General features: G+C 46.6%; 15 protein-coding genes. 4 read left to right on the forward strand and 11 right to left on the reverse strand.

Annotated elements, in window-relative coordinates; translation table 11 throughout:
* Window positions 1–45: 45 nt before the first annotated feature.
* From IEW26_RS25845 to IEW26_RS25875, 7 genes are all read right to left on the reverse strand, one after another.
* Entirely contained in the window at window positions 46–4077 is a 4032-nt protein-coding gene (locus IEW26_RS25845; protein WP_188594460.1) for a non-ribosomal peptide synthetase, read from the reverse strand.
* Window positions 4078–7173, reverse strand: a complete 3096-nt coding sequence (locus IEW26_RS25850; protein WP_188594461.1) for a non-ribosomal peptide synthetase — start codon at window positions 7171–7173, stop codon at window positions 4078–4080. It lies immediately after the preceding gene.
* A 75-nt stretch (window positions 7174–7248) separates the two neighbouring features.
* Window positions 7249–8253: a TauD/TfdA family dioxygenase gene (locus tag IEW26_RS25855; protein ID WP_188594462.1), complete on the reverse strand. Its 1005-nt coding sequence runs from the start codon at window positions 8251–8253 to the stop codon at window positions 7249–7251.
* A gap of 11 nt (window positions 8254–8264) precedes the next feature.
* On the reverse strand, window positions 8265–12893 hold the full coding sequence (locus tag IEW26_RS25860; protein WP_188594463.1) for a non-ribosomal peptide synthetase: 4629 nt from the start codon (window positions 12891–12893) through the stop codon (window positions 8265–8267).
* Window positions 12894–13125: 232 nt separating this feature from the next.
* A complete protein-coding gene (locus IEW26_RS25865; RefSeq protein ID WP_188594464.1) occupies window positions 13126–13677 on the reverse strand; it encodes an isochorismatase family protein in 552 nt (183 codons plus the stop codon).
* Window positions 13674–14045 carry an iron chaperone gene (locus tag IEW26_RS25870; RefSeq protein ID WP_188594465.1) on the reverse strand — a complete coding sequence of 124 codons (372 nt, stop codon included), beginning with the start codon at window positions 14043–14045 and terminating at the stop codon, window positions 13674–13676. Before IEW26_RS25870 ends, IEW26_RS25865 begins: the two co-directional genes overlap by 4 nt.
* A gap of 82 nt (window positions 14046–14127) precedes the next feature.
* Entirely contained in the window at window positions 14128–14787 is a 660-nt protein-coding gene (locus IEW26_RS25875) for a M48 family metallopeptidase (protein WP_373288577.1), read from the reverse strand.
* A 165-nt stretch (window positions 14788–14952) separates the two neighbouring features.
* Here IEW26_RS25875 and IEW26_RS25880 point away from each other — a divergent pair, with 165 nt between their 5' ends.
* Window positions 14953–15708: a GNAT family N-acetyltransferase gene (locus IEW26_RS25880; RefSeq protein WP_188594519.1), complete on the forward strand. Its 756-nt coding sequence runs from the start codon at window positions 14953–14955 to the stop codon at window positions 15706–15708.
* A 108-nt stretch (window positions 15709–15816) separates the two neighbouring features.
* Here the strand turns inward: IEW26_RS25880 and IEW26_RS25885 are convergent, their stop codons facing one another.
* Window positions 15817–16239 carry an ester cyclase gene (locus IEW26_RS25885; protein WP_188594466.1) on the reverse strand — a complete coding sequence of 141 codons (423 nt, stop codon included), beginning with the start codon at window positions 16237–16239 and terminating at the stop codon, window positions 15817–15819.
* A gap of 254 nt (window positions 16240–16493) precedes the next feature.
* Here IEW26_RS25885 and IEW26_RS25890 point away from each other — a divergent pair, with 254 nt between their 5' ends.
* Together IEW26_RS25890 and IEW26_RS25895 are read left to right on the forward strand one after the other, a co-directional pair.
* Complete coding sequence (locus tag IEW26_RS25890; RefSeq protein ID WP_188594467.1) at window positions 16494–16784, forward strand: YajG family lipoprotein; 291 nt, start codon at window positions 16494–16496, stop codon at window positions 16782–16784.
* Window positions 16744–17901: a transglutaminase domain-containing protein gene (locus IEW26_RS25895; RefSeq protein ID WP_188594468.1), complete on the forward strand. Its 1158-nt coding sequence runs from the start codon at window positions 16744–16746 to the stop codon at window positions 17899–17901. Before IEW26_RS25890 ends, IEW26_RS25895 begins: the two co-directional genes overlap by 41 nt.
* 194 nt (window positions 17902–18095) lie before the next feature.
* Here IEW26_RS25895 and IEW26_RS25900 read toward each other — a convergent pair whose 3' ends face one another.
* Both IEW26_RS25900 and IEW26_RS25905 read right to left on the reverse strand, forming a co-directional pair.
* Window positions 18096–18998 carry an SDR family oxidoreductase gene (locus IEW26_RS25900; protein ID WP_188594469.1) on the reverse strand — a complete coding sequence of 301 codons (903 nt, stop codon included), beginning with the start codon at window positions 18996–18998 and terminating at the stop codon, window positions 18096–18098.
* Window positions 18999–19695: 697 nt separating this feature from the next.
* Window positions 19696–21072, reverse strand: a complete 1377-nt coding sequence (locus IEW26_RS25905) for an amino acid permease (protein WP_145405459.1) — start codon at window positions 21070–21072, stop codon at window positions 19696–19698.
* Between the two features lie 225 nt (window positions 21073–21297).
* On the opposite strand from IEW26_RS25905, the gene IEW26_RS25910 reads away from it, so the two are divergent.
* The gene (locus IEW26_RS25910) at window positions 21298–22281 is read left to right on the forward strand and encodes a DUF4003 family protein (RefSeq protein ID WP_188594470.1); all 984 of its coding nucleotides are present in this window, start codon (window positions 21298–21300) and stop codon (window positions 22279–22281) included.
* Window positions 22282–22386: 105 nt separating this feature from the next.
* Here IEW26_RS25910 and IEW26_RS25915 read toward each other — a convergent pair whose 3' ends face one another.
* Window positions 22387–23394 (reverse strand): phosphotransferase, encoded by a 1008-nt coding sequence (locus tag IEW26_RS25915; RefSeq protein ID WP_188594471.1) that lies wholly within the window; start codon window positions 23392–23394, stop codon window positions 22387–22389.
* Window positions 23395–23396 lie beyond the last annotated feature (2 nt).

A 23396-nucleotide genomic window follows, 5' to 3' on the forward strand; every position in this document is an offset into this window, starting at 1 on the left:
CTGAATTTGTACCCGTACACCACGCAAGGAGGTTGGATGCTCTGCTCAGAAATCCTTGGACGCCTCCTTCACCAATTGATTCACATATTGAGCGACATTCACCGCGTGTGTGGTATCAATCAGATTTTCATGATGACCAGGGATGGGAGTAGCGGCACAGCTGCCTGTTGTTTTGGCATGCCATGATGGTGCATCCGTTAATGGAACCGGACTTGTTTCATCCTGATTGACAGCGTACAACAGATGGATATCCGACTGAATAGGCTCAGAGGAATAATAGTTATCAAAAGCGACCTCGTTCGCGATGCGCACTTTCAAATTGCCCACAGAAGTCTTGTCGGGAAAATAACTCAGCAGCTCGGCAAGCTGCTCTTCATAGGTGTCATCCGTCTTCAATTCGTACCCGTTATTCCGGGCAAGCTCGTTCAAAGCCTGCACTCGATTCATAGGACGTACAACCTGTTGATGGCTTCTTGCCGGAGCATCCAGAATAATCAGCCACTCCAGTTCTTGTCCCGCCTCTTCAATCAACCGTGCCAGTTCAAAGGCTACATTACCGCCGAAGGACCAGCCGAGCACTCGATACGGCCCTTGCGGCTTCCACTTGGTAAGAACAGAGTAATAATAGCGCGCGATGGACTGCACCGAATATAAAGGCTCCTCATGACTGTCATACCCTTTAGGTATAAATCCGCATATCGTTAAATTCTCAATTTGACTTACCAATTCATAATAGTTGATGAGATTGCCACCACCTGTCGGAACAAGGAACAGAGGGTTATCCTGCTTGCGTGCGCTTTCCTTCAACACAACAATGGACTGATGTTTATCTGACATACCTTCGCGAATCAAACGGGCAATTTCAACTACGGTAGAGTGATCAAACAAAGTCAGTACAGATAATTGAGTCTGGAAAGTGCTGTTCAGCATATCCACTAAACGGATCGCTTTAATCGAATGTCCCCCTTGATCAAAAAAGCTCTCATGAAGCTGCACGGATCGCATATCCAGTATTTCCATGAAAATCTGCATGATTTTCTCCTCCAGCTCATCCTGAGGAGCTACAGTCCCATCCTGGAGCAGGCTGCTGTCCAGCTGCTTCAATGCAGACTTGTCCACCTTACCGTTACTGTTCAGGGGAATCTCATCAATGGTGAAAAAACGTGATGGAATCATATGGTTTGGCAGCAGCGTTCGGCAATAACTACGTAAATCCGTGCTGGTCATGGCTGAAGACGAAGTCAACTGAATATAGGCGCTTAATGACAGTTCCTCATCATCGCCCCATTTCTCTGCGAGTACCGCACATTCCTGAATATCAGCGTGTCTGGAGATGACATCCGATATCTCTCCGAGTTCCACACGCATACCTCTGATCTTCAGCTGATTGTCAATCCGGCCAACAATGTACAGTTTCCCTGAAGCATCGTAATAAGCCATATCTCCTGTTTTATACATTCGTCCTTCTGTAAAAGGGTTGGTGAAAAAAGCCTGCTCTGTCTTGACAGGGTCTCTGTAGTACCCCCTCGCCAGCCCCACTCCCCCAATATACAGATGCCCTTGAACACCAATGGGCACAGGCTGCTGCATTTCGTCCAGAACATAGATAAAGTTGTTCCCGATTGGACGGCCGATCGATACATTTCGTGAAGCCAGCCCCGGATCGGATTGCACATTGATATTAACCGTGGAATCAATGGACACTTCCGTTACTCCATAGCTGTTATGAAGACGAATGCCGGGAAGATGACGATGAAACGCTTGCACCATCTCAGGCTTTAACGCCTCTCCGCTGGAGAATACCTCTCTCAATGCATGCAGCTGCTCCAGGTCCGAACGCCCCACTCGCTGGATGAGCATTTTGAGCATGCTTGGAACAAAAAACACGATACCCACCTTATATTTCTTCAGAGCTTCAATGATAGCGTAAGGGTCCCGATGAAATCCCGGCTCCAGAAGCGCCACTCGGGCACCAGCCATCCAGGTCCAGAAATATTCGAGCCCCACATCGTCAAACGTAAGCGTTGTTTTCTGAAGCACGGTTTCATCATGCCGCAGCTTGAACTGCTGCTGCATCCACCAGATTCGGCTTACCCAGCCCTGGTGCCGTACGGACACCCCTTTTGGTTTACCCGTAGTTCCTGACGTGTAATAGATAGCAATCAGATGATCCGGCCCTACTTGAGACGGGGGAGCATCGACTGGTTTATTGTGAACGAGTTCAGGCCGGGAAACATCGATCAGTACTGCTGCATCATTCGGAATAGGAAGTGTATGCGTATTGATCAGACAGATGGATGCTTCCGAATCCAGAATCATGTGGCGGTTCCGTTCGATAGGTGCATCCAGATCCAGGGGCACGATCGCTCCTCCTGCTTTTAACACCGCAAGCAGTGCTACAGGTAAATATAAGGAACGTTCAATGCCAATAGCAACGGCCTTGTCCGGCCCGATTCCGTGTTCAATCAGAACATGAGCCAGTTGATTCGCTCTGCGATCCAGTTCCTCATAAGTTAAACTCACTGTTCCATATACAACTGCGGCATAATCAGGATAACGGGAAACCGATGCTTCAAACAGATGATGTACACATCGATCATCGGGGTAGTCCATGCAGGTATTGTTCCATTCATACAGAAGCTGCTGCCGCTCCTCGGCACTTACCACGCTTAACGTGGAGATAGGCTGTTCAGGGCGCTCGGCAATATCCTGAAGCAAGGTAAGAAAGTTACCAATCCAACGTTCGATGGTGCTCACATCAAATAGATCGGCTCGACATTCGAATGTACCTCTGATGACCTCCTCTTCCTCCGTCAAGTCCAGGGACATATCAAATTTGGATGTACTCACTGGCTTGAACTGCATCCCTTTGAATTCAGTCTGGCCATCCTGCTGCTGGACATGAGCTGCCCTTCCCAGACTAAACATCACTTGAAAGAGTGGGGAGTAGCCGACATTTCTGGTTTGTATCAGATCATCAAATAACAGATCAATCGGCACGTCCTGATGATCAAAAGCATCCAGAATCGTGTCTCTGGATTGCTTCAGCTGATCCAGATACGACTGCTGATCATGAATTCGACTCCGCAGCACCAGTGTGTTCACGAAAAAACCAACAACCTTCTCCAAATCCGGCTGCTGCCGATTCGAAACAGGTGTGCCTATCAGCAGGTCCGTCTCGCCTGAATACTTGCGCAGCAGAATAGCAAAGCAAGTGTACATTACCATAAAAAGAGTAGAATGATGTGTCTGTGAAATACTCTTCAACTTGTGTGTGATTGCAGCGGGCACTGTAAAATGTACGGATATGCCCTCTTCACTTGGCTTTGCCGGACGTTCGCGATCACAAGGAAGATTCAGAGTGTAGGAATGACCTTTCAACTGTTCAATCCAGTACTGCTTCTGTTTCACAAACGATGAACGGTCCAGCATCTGATTCTGCCATACGGAATAATCTATATATTGGGCCGCGAAAGCATCGAACGTCTGTAACGGCCCAGCCCCGCGGAAATATTCATAATAGGATAATAAATCACGCTGAATGATCTCTATGGATTGACCATCCGAAATAATATGGTGCATCATTAGAACAAAAATATAACGCTGCTGATCCAGCCTGAACAGTCTGAACTTGCACAAAGGATCATGTGTAAAATCAAAAGGGCCATTGGCCCTTTCGATCAGTTGTGCAATATGCTGCTCTGCCAGAGCATTCGAATACATGGAGACATCCACAAATTGATAATCCGGCTTGTCATGTTCAATACATTGATAAGGTATACCTGCTTCGGCATCAATTCGAATCTGGAGCGCCTCTTGTCTCTGCACCAGCAAATGGATCGCTTTCTCAAATGCTTCCGGTTCAAATGGCCCCCGAATGTCATTCGCAAACATCATATTATAAGCCGTACTGGTTGGGTCAATCTGCTGTTGAAGCCACAATCTTTTTTGGGCAAAAGATAACGGAAAGCGATTGTCTTCACGAGATATACGCTCTATAGCTTCGGACACATTCATTTGGCTCAAAATTTGATCAACTAATTGCCTTTTATTCAGGATTGCACCGTTTTTTTTCAATTAATTGTCCTCCACACGATATCCATTCGCTTCCAACAGAACATTTTCAATGACTTCCGACAACTCCTGAATGGTTGGTGCATCAAAAATTTTGCGCAGTGGCAGATTAATACCCATCTGTTGTCTAATGCCAGAAATAACCTGGGTGGCGATTAGAGAGTGCCCGCCTAGCGCAAAGAAATTTTCGTTAATACTGATCTTCTCGCGCTTTAACACCGTTCTCCAGATTTGTGCAACAATGTGCTCCACGGAAGTCGATGGTTCTACATAATCATCTGTTGCGTCGATCAGAGCATCCGGCAAGGAATGATAATCGATCTTTCCGTTATGCAGGAGCGGCAACTGATCCAGCTTTTGAATGAAGCCAGGAACCATATATTCAGGCAGCGCCGAAGCAATCCATTGTCTAACCTCTTGGATATCTCCCTGTGCATCCATTTCTACATAACCAGCCAGCAAAGGCTCTGTTTTCTCCAGCACCTTCACCGCTGCAAGCCGCACATGAGGATGAGTGTTCAGCGTCTTTTCAATCTCGCCGAGTTCAATCCGGTACCCTCTCAGTTTTACCTGCCGGTCAACCCTCCCGATATATTCCAATTTCCCGTCCGCAAAATAACGGACCCGGTCTCCCGTTCTGTACATGCGCTGCTCCGGTTCATACGTATTTGCCATAAATGCTTCCGCATTCAGAGTCTCGTCCACATAACCGTCGGCCAGCCCTTTTCCACTAATGTATAATTCTCCGGCGACCCCTGGCGGTACCAGCCTGAGCTCCGAATCCAGAACCAGCAAACGAGTATTATGAATGGGTGAACCGATCGTTTCATACACCTGTTGCCTGTCACAGATATGAAAGGTGGTATCCACAGCAGCTTCAGTAGGACCATAAAGATTAATTAACTGTGCATTGCTTGCATCAAAGAAAGCCTGCTGTAGAGGAACACCCAGTCTTTCTCCACCGCTAAATACTCTGGTCAACGGAGAAGAAGCAAGCTTTTCCTTCTCCACCAAAGCCTGAAGCATCGTAGGCACAACCTGGAGCGTTGTAATGTTCTCCTTGTGGATCATGTCAAGCAAGTAGTCCGGGTCCGCATGTTTCTCCGGTTCAGCCATCACAAGTCTCGCACCCGTAGTCAGCGGTGCATAGAACTCCCAGACAGAAGCATCGAAGTTCATGGACGTTTTCTGCAATACAGCATCTGCCCCGCTCATCGGAAACTCATGATTCATCCAGTGCATATGATTGGTAATTGCCTCATGGGAAATTTTCACACCTTTAGGCCTGCCCGTGGAGCCAGATGTATACAGAATATAAGCCGTGTCTTTACCGTTCACTGTAACGGCTGGAGCATCACTCGACTCGGCAGTGATCTGTTCTCCCTCTTCCTCCAGATATACAGGTTGTGCAAACAATGAGTTAAGTCGGTTATTGTTTTTATTTTGCAGCAGTACCGTCTGGATTCTCGCATTATCACAAATGTAGGTTAAACGCTCATTCGGATAATCCGGGGCAAGAGGTACATACGCAGCACCAGCCCGAAGAACAGCTAACAAAGCAATCACCAGTTCCGACGATCTCTCTATGCATACCCCGATGACATCACCATGCTTGACGTTTCTGGTTCGATGCAGGTAATTGGCAAGCTGTCTGGACGTTTCCTGTACCTCCCGATAAGTCAGCAGCGTTTGACCAAAAACAACCGCAATCTGATCCGGTGTCTTCGAGGCCTGCTCGTCAATCAATTCTACAAGTGTGGAAGCCTGATAGTCCCGAGTCTCTCCTTGAAGTAATTCACGTAACGTTTGCGTCAGTTGATCCGGCATGGAGATGGAAGCAACGCTTTTCTCCGGATTCAAATACACAAGATTACAAAGATGTGCCAAAATATCCGCCACATAATTGGCTTCTGTGCTCGTATATACCTCGCTATTGTAGTTTAATGTGATATCTTTGCGGTCCTCATAATGATTTACTTTCAGTCCCAGATGTACCGGCTCAATCTCTTCAGATTGATATGCGATTCGAAACGTATTACCTTCCGACTCTATAAGGCATGATGCATCACAGCTCTCAAATCCGTAGGAAAATATCTGTTGCCCCTGATCTGCTGCTCCTGAATGTTTAAAATCGAAGTAATCTGCGTATTCTGCGCTATCCTTGACCTCATTCCTTGTTCTTTGCAAAAATTCAAGGAACGTATCCTCCCCTTTTATGCCGGAGTATACAGGTACATATCTATTCAATGGTCCGACAACGTTCTCCAGATCTTCATCTTGCCGGCCGCGGGTATGTACGCCCACCGTCATTTCTGTTGCTTCGCCCAGCCAATGTATCGTCAGGTTCCAGCAGGCAAGCAGCACCTGATCTATTGTGCTTTCAGCTTGTACAGCTATTTTGTGCAACTGCTGCCATAGCTCTGAAGACCACGATACCGATATGCTAGCCATGCTCAGCTTACTTGCGTCCCGATTCGAAGCAAGCGCGAGCCGCTTGTCATAATGGGTATATCGTTTGTGATTCCAGAAGCTTCGCTCCTCCGAATGCTCCTCACTGGTTAACAGATCATTCAGCCATTCGGATACTGCGTAATAGGGAACCTCCTCTTCCAGCAGTGATGAATCTATCTCGCCTCTGGTGAATTGGGATAAATCCTTCAGAATAATCGCGGATTCCACGTCCGAAAAGTAAGGGTGGAGAGCAAGAATCAACATACTCGAACGGTCTGGACCATTAACCAACACGCTATCCAGGGTGTATTCTCCTGTCCAATTACCCAGCTCCTGCTGTACTAGAGACGGAATATGTTCTTCCTGAATTCGTTGATCTGAAAATGCAGTGCGGAATTGATAATTCGGCTTTTCTCCCACCTTTTGCAGGTATACTCCATAGTTGGGATCGGCTTCAATGGAAGTCCTGAATGTACTGTATTTCTCGGCTATTCTCTTCACAGCTGCTTCAATCTGAGGATTCGTGCATTCACCTTCAATGCTTATGGCGATTACATTAGGGACAGACGATTTTAGACCGCTAAGCTGCAATTCATGCAGCCGCTTCTGTTGTGGTGAAAGGGGATAACCCAGCATTACATTTTCCATGTTTCATCCTCCTGCAGTTTTAGTGGTTTGCTGCCGTTCCAATGCGAATCTGCTCTCCAACCTTGCCTGAATTTGTTAACGACTCACCGGCTCACCCATGGCTACCAGCACTTTGCGATCACCTTGATACGGATTACGTGCATGCGCGACCAGCATATTGTCCAGCATCAGGATGTCACCCTCCTGCCATGGAAAAGCAATCGTTGCATCTTCATACGCCTGACGAATATGTGCTGCCACAGACGGATCAATCGGACTGCCATCCCCATAATAAGTCTGGTAGGGCAGCCCCTCTTCTCCGAATTCCTCCAGCATCAGGTTGCGCACTTCCTCATTCAAGCTGCTGCTGTGCCAAAAGGCGATATGGTTGAACCACAGGTTTTCATTCGTGTCCGGATGGATGGTAATTGCGGGTCTTACCTGTTTTGTTGTCAGCGTACCATCCTCGTTCCAGTGAAAGGACATGTTATTCTCCTGGCAGTACTGCTCGACTTCCTCCTTGGATTCGGTATGAAAAACGTACTGCCACGTTTGTCCAAATCCGCTGCCATAATTGCGGACCAGCATCCAGCCCTTTTCAGCAAATACATCCCGAATATCGGGATCAATAAGGTTATACACTTTCCGCACATCGACGATTGGCGTTTCTCCCCCCTCATCCGCCACAATCATGCTGGCAAACCAGATTTTTTTGGGCCAGGTCATCACATAGGACAGCTCATTGTGCGGTGCAATCGTTTCTTCATTCGGAAATTCCGTTGACGTATACACCTTTCCCTGGACTTGTGTTCTCGGTGTTGCTCCCTCCTTATAGCTGAGCGGCTCCGGGCAGCTCACATCGATAAAACGGTAAAAGCTCTCCGGTGTCTTCGTTTCAAATCCTCTGAACAGGATACCTCCATGCTTCAGTATCTTCTCTTCAACCAGCTCTTTATTGTTTACGTACCACTGATTCAGATCAAGTCCCGCAATATTCGGTTTGATAACCAAAGGCAACTCTTGCCCCTCCGTCAGCAGCGATTGTTTTACAAGTTCCTTTTGCATGACCATCTGAGCACCTTTATCAAACTTCTTTTTCATGTTCATTCCTCCTATGATTTGATTTTGCTGAATTTCTTTTTGTTTTTACTGCTGTTCAGCAGCTCCATCTTGTAGGCGTGGGACATCACCTCCCATTCCTCCCTGATCTCCTGAAGACTGCGTGAGGAGTCTTCCGCAATCAGCTGCACAAGCGCAACATAATCATGCAAAAATCTTTTCATCGTCGATTTGTTAAACAGCTCGGTTTTGTATTCAACGACCACATTCATCATCTGATCGGCCTCAATCAGATTCAAGGTCAGATCCCACTTGCTCTTACCGCTGTGACCCCACAAAACTTCATTCTGGGATATATCGAGTCCCTTGATGCCGTAGGTGGTTTTCACGTCAAGAACAAACCAGGATTGAAAAAACGGAGTTAGCCCTGTCGTACGATCCGGGTTCAGAAGCTCAATCAGTTTACCGAAGGGCATCTCTTGGTGGTCAAACGCCTCAAATACGGTATTTCGCACCATGATAATCTGTGCATCCATCGATTGCTCAGGATCAATCTCCGTCTTCAGCGCGAGACTGTTAGAGAAATATCCGATCAGCTTCTGGACCTCTGCCCGATTGCGATTCGCCACTGGTGTGCCAACGACAATCTCGGTTACATCCGAGTAAAAATAGAGCAGCACCTTATACGCTGTTAACATCGTAATGTACAGACTGGCATTGCTTTTCATCCCGGCCTGTTTGGCCCGTTCAATCATATCGATTGCAATCTCCGAAAATAAAACTTCTCCCGCATCACCCGTATCAACCTCTGGTTCCCGATCATAGGGCAGTACCTTTATGGAACGACTTGCCCCGTCTTTCAGCTGATTGCTCCAGTAATCTAGTAAAATTGGAAACTCGGACGTTAGCCATACCCCTTTTTGCCAATGTGAATAGTCAGAATATTGGATGGCGAGTTCCTCCAAATTCACATTGTCCTCTGTCAGATAAGCATTGTAGAACGTATCCATCTCACTCATAAGCACCTGCTGTGACCAGCCATCAAATATAATGTGATGGAAATTGAAATAAGCAAAATGTTTATGCTCATCGATCTGGTATAAACGGAAATAATACATGGGCCCGGTTTCCAGATTGAACTGATGCCTGGATTCTTCTTCAATGACACGCTTCAGGCTGGCCTCTGAGTCGTCTCGCAGTGAATACTGGACCTCCAATTCAAAGGGCTCGTAAGGCCGGACTCGCTGCACGGGCATGTTCTGTTCCATAACAAAATACGTTCGAAGCACGTCATGTCTACGTACAATCTGGTTCAAAGCATACGTGAAAGCGTCTACGGAAAAAGCGCCTTTGAATATGACGTGTCCGGGGACGTTATATTTGGTGCTCTTTCCCTCAAGTTGCTCTACGAGCCATAGAGCCTCCTGGTTAAATGACATAGCCCCTTTCTGTTCTGGAGGAACACTTGCAATATCCTTCGAAAGCGCCACTGGCTTACCTATAATCTCGTTCAACAATTCATCCTTGGATGGTCTTGCTGCGGTATGTTTCATATCCACCCTGCCTTCCCTTCCTTCTACAAGTTGATCCAGATGTGTACATAAGGAACGAATTGTAGGGAATTTAAACATATCGTTAATGGAAAAGTCATAACCTGTCTGGGTCAATCTGGTGTAAATCTGTATCAGCTTCAGTGAATCCCCGCCGCGCTCGTAGAAATGATCCGTGACTCCGACCGTGTCCAGCTCCAGAATCTCACACCAGATCGCCGCTAACTGCTGCTCTGCCTCAGAGACCGGAGCAACTCGGAGGTCGCTCTCCTCCTGCATCGAGTTCTCCATGGGCAGTGCGGAATAATCAATCTTGCCATTGATTGTGAGCGGTATCGTTGACACTTGAATCAAATGTGTCGGAATCATATATTCGGGCAAATGGGAAGCCAAGTGCTCACGGATACTCCGCTGGGCAACGTCTCTTTCACTCACATAGTGAGCACATAATTGTTTCGCTTGCTGCTCACCCCTGACACTGACAACAGCATCACGGATTCCTTTTATTTTCAAAAGGGCCGCCTTAATCTCACCAAGTTCAATGCGATATCCACGAACCTTCACCTGATCGTCCGTTCGTCCGAAATATTCCATCTGTCCATCTTCTCTCAGCCTGCATACATCCCCGGTTCGATATAATCGTCTGCCAGGAAAGTCCGGGTGCTCGATATATTTGGCGGCTGTCAGATCAGGTCTGTTCAAATAGCCCCTCGTCACACCGTCTCCTCCGACAAATAACTCACCTTGAACACCCACGGGAACGAACTGAAGCGACCGATCAAGTACATATAACGCTGTGTTCTGAATAGGTTTTCCGATAGGTACATTTTCCGTCTGGTCCAATTCAGGATCAAACTTATAGATCATACAGCCAACTACCGTTTCCGTTGGGCCATATTCATTAAATATGGTCACTTCATGGCTGCTTTGCTGTGTAATGGTTCGAGCGAGTGAGGTGCTCAGATTATCCCCACCAACAATAAACGTGGTGACATTGGAATGCTGCATCAGCTTCATATCCTGAATCAGCTGCAGATGGGCAGGCGTCAGCTTGACCAAATCTACCCGCGGGTCAGACACAACCTCTGCAACCAGAGCCTTGTTCTGCAGCGAGTGGTATATTACCACAGCGTTGCCTGTTATCAGAGGCGTGAAAATGGACGTAACGGTCAGGTCAAATGAAATGGACGAATACAAGGAAAAAGTGGTTTTCTTTTCTTTGACATACGTATCACTTGCCCAGCAAATATAATTGGTTAATCCTCTGTGTTCGACCAGAACTCCTTTCGGAGCTCCTGTTGAGCCCGAGGTATAGATCACATATGCAAGATCGCTGATATGAATGTCCAGATTCAGATTATCTGTCGGATCAACAGGCCCATTTATTTCCTGTAAATCTATCGTCTGAATGCTTTGCGGCAGAGCAGCCGACTGATTGACCAGTACAAATCTCGTCTGTGAGTCCTTCAAAATATGCTGAATTCGCTCTTCCGGATATTCAGGGTCAATCGGAATATAAGCACAGCCTGCTTTCATCACAGCCATAATGGCAACAACCAGCTCCATACTGTGGGAAGCCATAATACCAACCAGATCACGCTGCCGAATGCCTCTGCTGATTAGCAGAGCAGCCATGCTATTAGCCCGGTCGTTAAGCTCTCTGTAGCTCATCTCCTGCTCACCGAGAATGAGCGCTGTTGCCAAAGGTTTGTTAACAGCCTGCTCTTCAAACAGCTGAATGACCGTGCGATTATTTGGATACGCTTTCATCGTATTGTTATATTCATTCAGCATCCAGTTTCTCTCAGCCTCACTGACGAGGTTGATCTGATGAATGCTCTGATCCGCATCCTTCAGAATGGTTTCCGCCATGTACAGAAAGCGATCAAACAGCTGGTCTGCCTCAGGTTCAGTAAACAGCTGCGTGCGATACTCGAACTGGAATACAATCTGATGTTGATTGACTTTTTCAATAATATTGATCAGCAGGTCATTCGTTTCATGTCCGTTGAATTTGTTCTCAAACTGAATCTCATGACCCAGCATTTTCTCAAATCGCTCAGGTCTGTAGACCAAGGAGATGCCAAATAATCTATTGAGTTCCATTAAGGAAAGCGACTCTCTTAATTCACGAATGATTTGGTGATAGGGATACTTCTGATGGCGCAGTACCTCCTTCTGTTCGTTGGAGATCATTTGAATGGATTCGAGCGCTGTCTGATCCGGATCAATTCCGATTCGAACAGGCACCGTTGTGACAAACATGCCTATCGTTTCCTTGTCTGTTCTGCTCGTGCGGTTAGCGTAATTGGTTCCGACAACCATGTCGGTACAATGAGTGAGTTTGTGTATAAGGATCGCCATAGTTGAGAGAAAAAAGGTAAATATGCTGACATTGTTCAAATGACAGAACTCTTGCAAACGTACATACATCGAGTGGTCCATATAACGTATTTTTCTGTTGGCTGCGGTATTGGTAAGAAGGGGATTATGCGGCTTGAGCTCTGTCCATTCAGGCATGGTTCGAAATTTCTCTTTCCAGAAAATCCGGTCTTTCGCATAACGCCTGGAAGCGAGATATTGTCGTTCACTCTCCAAATAGCTGGTATAGTCATCAAATGGTGGCGAGCTGCATGTTCTGTCTGATCGGCCCGGTTGCAACTGAGCATGATAAATTGCCGTAATTTCATTAATCAACTGAATAAAGCTGAGACCATCACATATAATGTGGTGGGCTTGAACTATGTATCCATACTCACCTTCTCCTTCATAGGCATAGAACTGAATCAGATGCTCACTATGAAGATGAATGGGATGTTTGTCCACATAATCAGTCCACGTCTCGTTATCACGAAGAGAGAAGGGATCGATTCTAGGGATCGTTCTGAATTCGTACGGTGGTATATATTGCTTATTCTCGCCTTGATCCAGCACAATTCGAGTTCTCAGCAGCTGCCTTTGCTCAAGTATGAGGTTGATCGAACGTTCCAGCAAGGTAAAATCTAAAGGTTCGGGTATGCTTATCTTAGCTGTAATCATCCATACATCTGAATTCGGATATAACATTTCCATATACCATATTCTTTGCTGATGCTCTGTTAAAGGATGCAGATCGAAGCATACATTTGCCATTTAATTCTCCTTTTTTATATAATTTATAACAAAATAAGTTAATAACAACTTATCATTCCACAAAGATTTTATCAATCATTATTTTCCAACATTTTCACGTATATTCCGACATCTAAAACACTTCGTTCAACCAATGTACCTTGGATCAATGCCCTTCTCGATAGACAAAAAAAACAGCCGGATTCACTAAGTATCCTGCTGTTGAATGGAAGTATGATGTCATGCCTCATATTCAAGGCTTTAACGCAGAATCCAACGCAACATTTTCCATAAACTCATCTGTATACACAACCTCAACACATCCCGACCAGTTCAGAATTGAACCGATAAAATCAGGAATATCCAGCCCCTTCATCTCGTATGTATCCTCCGTATTTACTGTGCCCGCCGCATCCTCAATCAAGGTTACCTGAAACCCCTCATGTTCAGCGGTAATCGCTGTAAACAAGCAACAATATTCCATATTAAAACCGACAATACACACATGCTCAACCTGTTGATCGAGTAGCCACTTTTTCAGTTCACTGTTGCTAAAGGCACTCGGCTTGCTTTTCTCAAAAACAGGATGCTCCTTGGTATCCAGAACAATCTCAATATTCTCCGTCTTCTGGCGGTAAAGTGAGGATTGCTCGTCCTGCTCATCTACATGTTTGATAAATACGATCGGCCAATTCATACGTTCAAAAACTGTAATGATTGATTCAATCTTTTCAACCGTCGCAGACACATCTCCCAGACTCGTCAGACCACGCTGCACATCAAGCACGATCAAGGCTTTATTCATTTCTGACTCCTCTCCATATTCTCCTTCACCCTGAATTCAACAATCTGGCGTATCAAATCCTCTGGCAGCGGCTCATCGAGCGGAAACTGCACAGACCCCTTCGCTCCCTTGAATCTGGAGAGCTGTTCCTTGAATGCCAGTATACCGCTAGCTGCAGGATAAAACCCGATATGATTCTTATATGCGGCAAAATGAACCAGATTCCCATGCTGCGCATATGTCGGCATCTTGTAACTGATCTTTTCTTCGGCAAGCGGAGCTGCCTCCCGAATCATCTGCCGCAGCCTCTGCAATTTTAACTGCACATCTGCCGGAAATGCGGCGATATATTCGTCCACCAGCGCCGAATGCTGCCCATTTTGATTCATCTTGTTCTCCTTTCACTTACAACCATATTATTTGTTGAATCATGCATTCAATATGAAGAGCCATAGTAATCACTTGGTTAATTTACAGCGTCATCGCTCGTCCATTACGCATCAGATAATCCTCTTTTTCCTTGTAATCCGGCATTATACTACCTACCCGCCGCCAGAACGAGCGGTCATGATTCATATGATGAATATGGCATAGCTCATGGATTATAACGTAATCCATGACCTCTGGCGGTGCCATGGCAAGGCGGTAATTAAACGTCAGTTTTTTGTCCCAGCTGCAGCTGCCCCATTTCGTGGGAGAGTCTACGATCTCAATGGACTTCGGCTTCACCTTCAGCTCCTGCTGATAACGTGTAATTCGCTGCCCGATCATGCGTTTACATTCGGCAAAATAAAACTTTTTCAGATTCGCACGCAGCTCTTCTTCAGTAAGTCCCTCTACCGGAATTAGTTCATGCAGCGCATGAGCCTTGCCAAATAGCAAAAATGTCCCTCTGCCCTCTTGCTCGTATTCCTTGGCTTGAGGACCATCCAGCACCTGTTGCATTCGGGCCGATTTCTCTATAATCTCTGGACCATGCTGCATGACCAGCTGCCGAAGCACCTCCTCATCCGTACCGTTTGGTGCTTTAATCGTGACCATATAAGGCAAATCCATCGTGATGGATGCCTTTTTTCGTTTGCCAAATTCGATATGACACTTCACCGTTTGTCCCTGAATGTAGATCGTAATCATGTTGTACTCCATTTCTATGAATTGAGCTGCTCTGTTCTACAGACTGTATACCATGATGCTAACCAGGATAAGAATACTGCTCTATCATTTTAGTTGAATTTTTATACATATATTTGTATTATTATAAATTATATTATACGAAGGAGGCCAAAGCGCGTGCAGATGACGGAATCCACATATCGCCAGATTGAAGAATTAACGCTTAATCACTGGCAGCCTTTAACCACATCATTATATGACGGGTGGGTGCTGCGTTTTGCCAACGGGTATTCAAAACGCGCTAACTCCGTGCAGCCGATCTACACTTCTACACTGGATGTGCATGAGAAAATTATAACATGTGAGAACATCTATAACTCCAATCAGTTAAGCACTATTTTTAAAATCACACCCTTTGTCCAGCCTGAGAATATAGACGAGCTGCTGCAGCATCGAGGTTATACGGTCGTTGATCCTACGATTGTACAGCTGCGAAATCTGGATGACCTGGAAACTCCCGAGCCTGTGGACATCCACTTCGCTGAGCGGCTGACAGACGAATGGCTGCATCACTTGTGTCGCATGAGTTCGGTAAACGATGAATCGCGGAAAACGATGACACAGATGCTACAGAATGTCCGTGCACATACGTGCTTTATTAGCTTGTCCATTGAGGATCAGGTGGTCGCTTGTGGTCTCGGCGTACTCGAACGTGGAGTCATTGGACTGCATGATATCATCACAGATAAAGCGTACCGCAACCGTGGCCTGGCAGAACAGATGATTCTGCATCTGCTGCATTGGGGTAAACAGCGCGGTGCACAGTCAAGCTATTTGCAAGTGGTCGCAGATAATGCTCCTGCACGCAGATTATATGAAAAATTGGGATACACCGATGCCTATACATACTGGTACCGGGTCCAGAAATATACGAAGTAAAGCTCACTCTAACAGTTGATGCAACACCCCGAATTAAAACGGCCCTCTCTTATAACATAAGAAAGGACCGTTTTTGATTCCAATATCACTATAGTCACAAGTCATATTTTATCCATTCAGGTTGCGCTCCAATTGTCTCTCGATGCCCAGGCGATCAATCTGAATCCAATACTCTTCAATTTGTTCATTCTCCACCCGATAGACCGCACTCGCAATCTCGACCACCGGGAGTCCCGTTGGGCTGTAGTGATCCACCTGTCCCGTATGAGTACCTGTTTGCTTCCAGCGCACATATACTTTGCTGCCTTGTGTGATCATCTCCTGTATCTCCAGCGTAAACGCCCCGTATGCTTCGATCATCTCGCGCACATGCTCCGCATAATCGGAAGGTGTTCGTTTGACCGTGACTTCTTCCTCGGATATCACTTGATGAGCCAGCACCTGTTCTGCCATCACCTGACTTGCATAATCCGGATTCCTGCCTGATCGGACTTCTTCAAAAAATGCTCTCACAATCTGCTCTGCAGTCATGCATGGCTCCCCCTCCAACCTTATTCTCCATTGATGAACGCATCAACGATGATTGAACTATTTTAGCATAGGTTTAACATGAAAACGTTGATCTTTTCTACCTATCTATAGGTCTTAAAGCCCCTTATATTCCCTTGACAATAAGCCTGTATGACCATACACTAGCAATGAATATCAGGAAATTAATAGGAGGTTTAAGAGGTAAGAGGATTGAAATCGAGTTTTAACCTGAAAAATAGAAAGTGGTGTACCATTTGAAACGATTATTAGCAATAATGTTTGCACTAACATTGCTGCTGGCCGGATGCCAGAGCAGTGAGCAGGAGAGCAGTAATCCCGAAAGCAATCCGACGGAACCGAAGCAGGGCTCCAGCATTCTAAGTCTGAAAGAAAAGTATGGCACAGCTTCCGAAAAATCAATCATGCCCATGTACAATGTGGCACAGGATGAAGAATTTACGTTTAAGTTTAAAGGCGATCTGAGTAAAATAGATTATAATTCCAATGAAATCATTTCAGTACATACCGATATTAAAGGCCGATGAAAAAGCTGCTCCAGAGCCAGCTGTCGAGGAGAACCTGATAGATGAGCAAAAATCCAATACCGAGCAGCAGGTGGAGCAGGGGAATCAGGAGACTGTGCCTGAACCGGCTACAGGGGATGCATTCATTAACGCAGATTCAGCTCTGGAAGAGGTTTTAGCTAAAAATATGATTGCCGCTCAGGACGGTATCTCGCTGAAGGCTTTTCCTGAAGCACAGAATTTCACCACACTCTCGGACGTTGTCTTGAAGGTAATGTACCAGAATCCGCTCATTCTTGGCGTAGAAGGATTCGAATACAACTATGGCACACTCACCCTGTCCATCCATTACAAAGAATCGGCTGCCGATATTCAGCGTAAACAGAATGAGATTATTGCCAAAGGCAAAGAAGTTGTCGCTTCAATCATCAAACAAGGCATGAGCGATGATGAGAAACGCAAAGCTATCTACGATTATTTGAACGACAATGCAAAATACGATGACGCTGCTCTGGAAAACGCAGAGCAAAACAACTTTAAACATGTCGATGCACAGTTCAACGATTCCTTCACAACATACGGCATTCTCGTTAAGGGTGTAGGCGTTTGTGCGAGTTATGCTTCGGTGTACAAGCTGCTCTCGGACCTGTCCGGGCTGGAAAGCATCGTCGTTACGGGAACCTCCAGCGGTGTACCGCATGCATGGAACAAGGTGAAAATCGGAAACGAGTGGTTACATGTGGATGCAACCAATAACCTGACGAACTCCGGCATTCCTTATTTCCTGTACAATGCCAACGATGAGACAGCTGTAAGCCAGAAGACGGTAGCAGACAAGGACTACTGGCTCGATTCCGAGCTGGATCAGTTTAAGGGCGATAGTGATGCCAACGATTATTATGTACAGAATGATCTTGAAGTCGATTCCATTATCGAATACAAGAGCAAAGCCGAGACACATCTGAAAAAAGGCGAGACCTCTGTCATTCTTCGTTTTGCCTCACCGGTTGACTCCGATGAATTGATGACCGCAGCGGGTGAAGCATTGACTGCTGTGAATGAAGCCCTGCTGGATAACGCGCAGCTTGCCACCTTGGGCAGCTATGTATTATTGGAAACGAAGTCAGAGCAGAAATAAAGAACACACTCAATCTTCATAAATATCGTAATGTCTAGAGCATACCTCGGACATACAAAAGGGACAAAGCAGCGCAACAACTGCTTTGTCCCTTTTTTTCTTAACAATAACAATATAACGTAACATATCAGAAAGCTAGTGGGGCTGCCAACATCCAACAGCCAACCCCATCCATAACCCCATGAATGTATCGATTATGGACTAACCGTGCCTCCATTGGCATTCAGGGTCTCTCCACTCACATAGCTGGATTCCTGACTTGCCAGAAATACATATGCCGGAGCCATCTCGGCAGGCTGTCCTGCCCGGCCCAGCGGAGTATTGCTGCCGAAATCAGCCAGCTTCTCCACAGGCTGTCCACCTACAATCTGCAAAGGGGTCCAGACGGGTCCCGGCGCAACAACATTCACCCGAATGCCTTTGCTGCCCACCTGCTGAGCGAGCGCTTTGCTGAAGGTATTGATCGAAGCCTTGGTCGTGGCATAATCCAGCAGAATCGGGGATGGCTTATACGCTTGAATCGACGATGTATTGATAATCGAACCGCCTGCCTTCATATGTTTCACCGCTGCTTTGCAGAGCCAGAACATGGAATACACATTGGTTTTGAACGTGGCATCAAATTGCTCTGTGGTCAGATCTCCGATCTGCTCCACAAACTGCTGCTTGCCTGCAACGTTAGCAAGAATGTCGATACCGCCCAGCTCTTTTACCGCAGTTTCAATCAGCTGCTCACAGTATTTCTCGTCCTTCAGATCACCCGGAACAGCAACCGCTTTGCGGCCAGCTTCCTCGATCAGCTGCACAACCTCTTTCGCATCTGCTTCCTCTTCCGGCAGGTAGGAGAGCACCACATCGGCCCCTTCACGTGCATAGGCAATAGCCGCCGCCCGGCCGATGCCGCTATCTGCCCCGGTCACTACGGCTTTACGGCCTGTTAGCCGGCCGCTGCCCTGGTAACTTTTTTCGCCGCAATCGGGTACTGGTGTCATATCACGCTGCAATCCTGGCTCCTCCTGCTGCTGTTTCCATGCTGAAGTAGCCTTCGGATATTGTGTCGTTGGATCTTGAATGGTGTGCTGGTCCTGTTTTGCCATATTCAATTCCTCCTCGGTTTCTGGTTATGTGTTAGGCATTCCATCTGTTCATCTGTGTTAAGGTTCTCTCTTTCCTTTGTAACCGAGATGCCCGTGATTTAAACTGCACAAAAAAACACTCCAGGAACGCATTGGACTTTGGACAGGTCCTTCAATACGATTCCAGGAGTGTATCTTGGCCGCAGTACAGGGGCTTTTATTATATTAGCAAACGGTTCTATATAAGTTGAACTAAAGAATGTACACAATCCACTCCAATATACTCATCAATCCAGGCACATTAGTCCAATATCGTCCATCGCTCATGGCAAGTGCAAGTCTTCCACCCTCTACTGCGAGCGCTAACGATCAGGAGAAGCCTTATTCCGGCATATTTGGGCTTTGGAAAATTCTAACGATCCCCAGAGACGCTATTCTGCTGAAACCAGCTTGATCAGGCTCATTTTTCAGAATTTCGAATGGAATAAGCTTCCTGAGGATCGTTAGATTTCAAATGTCCACGATTCAGGGAAAATAAGCTCTATGGGGATCGTTAGCCTTCCCTCTTCGACTTAAACAGCCTATCAAGGCTGGTATCTTGCCCCATTACAGCGATCTTTGGCGATCATGGATCGTTAAGCGGCATAATGTCGTTTCTTTAGTTCAATTTATATAGTTAAATTGTTACCTTCTCATGCTGTAACCTGGCCTATCATTATTAGTTGGGATCATTCCCCTTCGATTGCCGGCTTCCGATGCCAAATACATAATAACCAATAACCACAAGGGCCATGAACGATGCACCGACTATCAGCGGCAGGCGTGTATCCGGGTTAAAGGCCATACCGAAAATAACCAGAACCAGGTACACAATAATAATATAGTTGCTGATCGGGAACCATTTGGATCTGAAATTGTGCTCCGCCAGCTCCTTTCCCCAGCGCTTTCTGAATTTAAACTGGCTGAATGCCAGTGCAAACCAGGGCACCATCCCCGGCAGCACACTTGCACTGTAAATATACAGGAACAGCTTCGAATCCGGCATCAGATAGTTAAGAATAACCCCGATCAGAAGCAGCGAGATGGTTACAACAATACTGTTGCGGGGAACCCCGCCTTTGGACAGCTTTTTGAAAAAGGCAGGTGCCTGCCCATTCTCCGCAAGGGTATATAACATTCTGCCCGCACTGTAGATTCCGCTGTTGCACCCCGACATCGCCGCTGTCAGTACCACGAAGTTAATAATGCCCGCAGCAGCTACAATGCCCACTTTGGCAAATGTAAGCACGAATGGACTTCCAGTCTCACCGACCTCGTTCCATGGATACAGCGTAACGATGACAAAAATCGCGCCAACATAGAAAATGAGAATACGCCATACGATGTTTTTAATCGCTTTGCGCAGGGTGTGTTTCGGGTTTTCCGCTTCACCTGCTGTGATCCCGACCATCTCAACCCCTTGATACGCCGCGGTCACAATACATAAAGCAAACAGAAAACCCTTGATTCCACCCGGGAAAAAGCCCCCGTGATTCACAAGATTGGACAAGCCGATCGGCTGTCCTCCGTTGCCCCATCCGAAGAAGATCAGTCCCGTACCGATCACAATCATCACCACAATGGCCGTTACCTTAATCAAAGCAAACCAGAACTCGAATTCCCCGTAAAACTTTACCGCTGCCAGATTCGCGGCTGCAATGATCAGTACCCCCGCAAGCGCCGGGAGCCACTGGGGAATATCCGGGAACCAGTACCCAACGTATATCCCGATTGCCGTGACTTCGGCCATGCCTACCGTAACCCATAGAAACCAGTAACTCCAGGCCGTGAGGAACCCGGCAAGCGGGCTGATATATTTGTGGGCAAATGTCGCAAATGAACCCGTGACCGGCTCCTGAATCAACATTTCCCCCATAATACGCATAATAAAAAAGATAATGATACCGGCCATTAAATAGGCCAGCAATACGGATGGACCTGCCCATTTGATCGTGCTTGCCGATCCCATGAACAACCCGACACCGATCGTACCGCCAAGTGCAATCAGCTCAACGTGACGAGGCTTTAACCCGCGTGATAATTCTTTCGATTCCAAGTGATTCTCCCCTTTTCTGAAATACAGCTTACTGTCTCCAACCCGTTTCAATTTCATTCACATTAACGCAATGCAGAATTGCTTCACCAAATTGTACGAGATGTACGCCGGAAATACAATATGGAATGTGAGGAAGAGAAATTCGGTCTCCTTACTGGAAACTTTCCAACTGGAGTGACGTATTGATATTCAATGCCCTTAGAGATTTAATGGGAGGTTTGCCTTATGCACATCGAACAAGTTGAATTATTCGTTTCCAACACTGAAACGATCAAGAAAGCATTCAAATGGCAGCATACTGCGATGCATCGCATGGCTGCTCTCCTCTACGCTACGGAGAATAGAACCGCAGATTTGGAAGCGATTCGCCAAAGCAATGAGCTGATCAAACAGGAAACCAAACGATTCTCCGCATTCCGAGGTCACTCTGCCTTTATCATCGCGGCCATGCTTTCTCTGACTAGCGATGGACCTGCCAAACTGCAGGATACTTTTCGTGTTTATGATCTCATGAAAGAAATGAAGTTTCGCACTTCTGATTATTTAGTGATAGCTGCTTATCAGATTGCTACTCAGGCCGAGCCAGAGCAATTCCAGCCTGTGGTGGAACGGGCAAAATCGTTCTATGACCGGATGAAAGCGGAGCATCCCTTCCTGACGGGACGTGATGATTACATTTTCACAGCCATGTTAGCCTTATCCGGTCTGGAGCTGGATTCCACGGTGACACGTATGGAGCAGCTGTATCAGGACTTAAAACCATACTTCTCCGCCGGAAACGGCCTGCAATCCTTAACACAGATCCTGGTTATGGGAGAGGATCACCCTGAGGTCAGTGTGCGTGTATTGGCCTTGAGTGATGCCTTCCGCGCAAGAAAGCTTCGGATGGATAAACTGTACACCCTGCCTTCTCTCGGACTCCTGTCGCTATTATCTGCTAATCCAGAAGCACTGGCAGATGATGTAGTGAACACGTATGAATGGTTGCGAGATCAGAAGGGGTTCGGGGCGTGGTCCATCACCAAACAGGAGCTGCTACTCTTCTCGTCTGCTCTGACTATGCTTGAACATGTGGAGCATCTGCGCAAGGATGTGCTTACAACGTCGATGTCAACAACGATTACACATATGATCATTGCGCAGCAAGCAGCCATGACCGCAGCCATTGCAGCCTCAGCAGCTTCCACGGCTTCCCAGTCATCCAACTGACCGCCTGCGATAACAACCGAAGCATGGCTCTGTAAAGCTGTTATATACCAAAACGAGTACGCAGACTAAGGTTTGCGTACTCGTTCTTTACCATTATTAAACTCGCTATTTCACAATCCCCGTCTCCCGAAACTCTTCGACGAAGTCATTCAACCAATCGGCACCATAATCCAGTGCTCCCATATCACTCTCGATAAAGGCGACATCCAGCCCCATAACCCAGAAGCGGCGAGCAATGACAAACAAATCAACCGCCTGCTCATCTGTGTCTGTGAAGCTCCGAACGGAGCGATATCCTTTCATGAGCGCCTCCCACAGCTGCTGTTTTTGTTCTGGATTACCGGATTGACGCTTGCGAATTTTCACTTGGGCCAGATCATATGCACGCCAGCCCGGCGCTGCCCACTCGAAGTCATAATGGATGAACCGCTCCTGCTGTTGAAACACATTGTTGTTTCCGTGCATATCGCCATGGCATAAACCGTAGTCCAATCCACTGCCCGAGGCGGTCTGAATTTGGTCTTTTAACGTATTTGCAAATGCCCGTAAAAAAGCTGCTTCTTCATGGCTTTCTCCGATGTAACGAATAATCCGCTCCAAAGGCTCATCGATGAGGAACTTCGTATCCAGCTCAAATCGGGAATGATCCGGCCCGGAATCAAGCTTGATCTGGTCCATTGCCCGGTGTAATTCAGCAGCAGATTGACCAAAGGCATAACAGGAAGCCTCGTCCTCCAGATTTTTTTCCACACCCTCAATATAATGGAACATAACCGCCGCACGTTTGCCTTCAGCTGCGTCAATCATGATGCAGCCACTCTGATCTTTTGTTTGGATATAATCACCGATTCCCGTATGAACGCTAGTCTTCAGATGATCCTGCAGCACGGTCAGCATATTCAATTCATAGTGAACATCCGTTTCCATTACCTGGGTGCGATAGATACGTAATATAAACGTTCCCTCACTCGTCCGAACCCGGTATGTGTCATTTAATCCTCTTAGCCAAAATGTACATTCTTCCCACGTTCCAATATCATAGTGTCCCTGTAATGCCCACCTCAGGTAGGCTGGACTCAATACTGAACGCACAGCAGTCGGTTGATTAAACATCG

Source organism: Paenibacillus silvae, assembly GCF_014639235.1.
Classification (GTDB): Bacteria; Bacillota; Bacilli; order Paenibacillales; family Paenibacillaceae; genus Paenibacillus; species Paenibacillus silvae.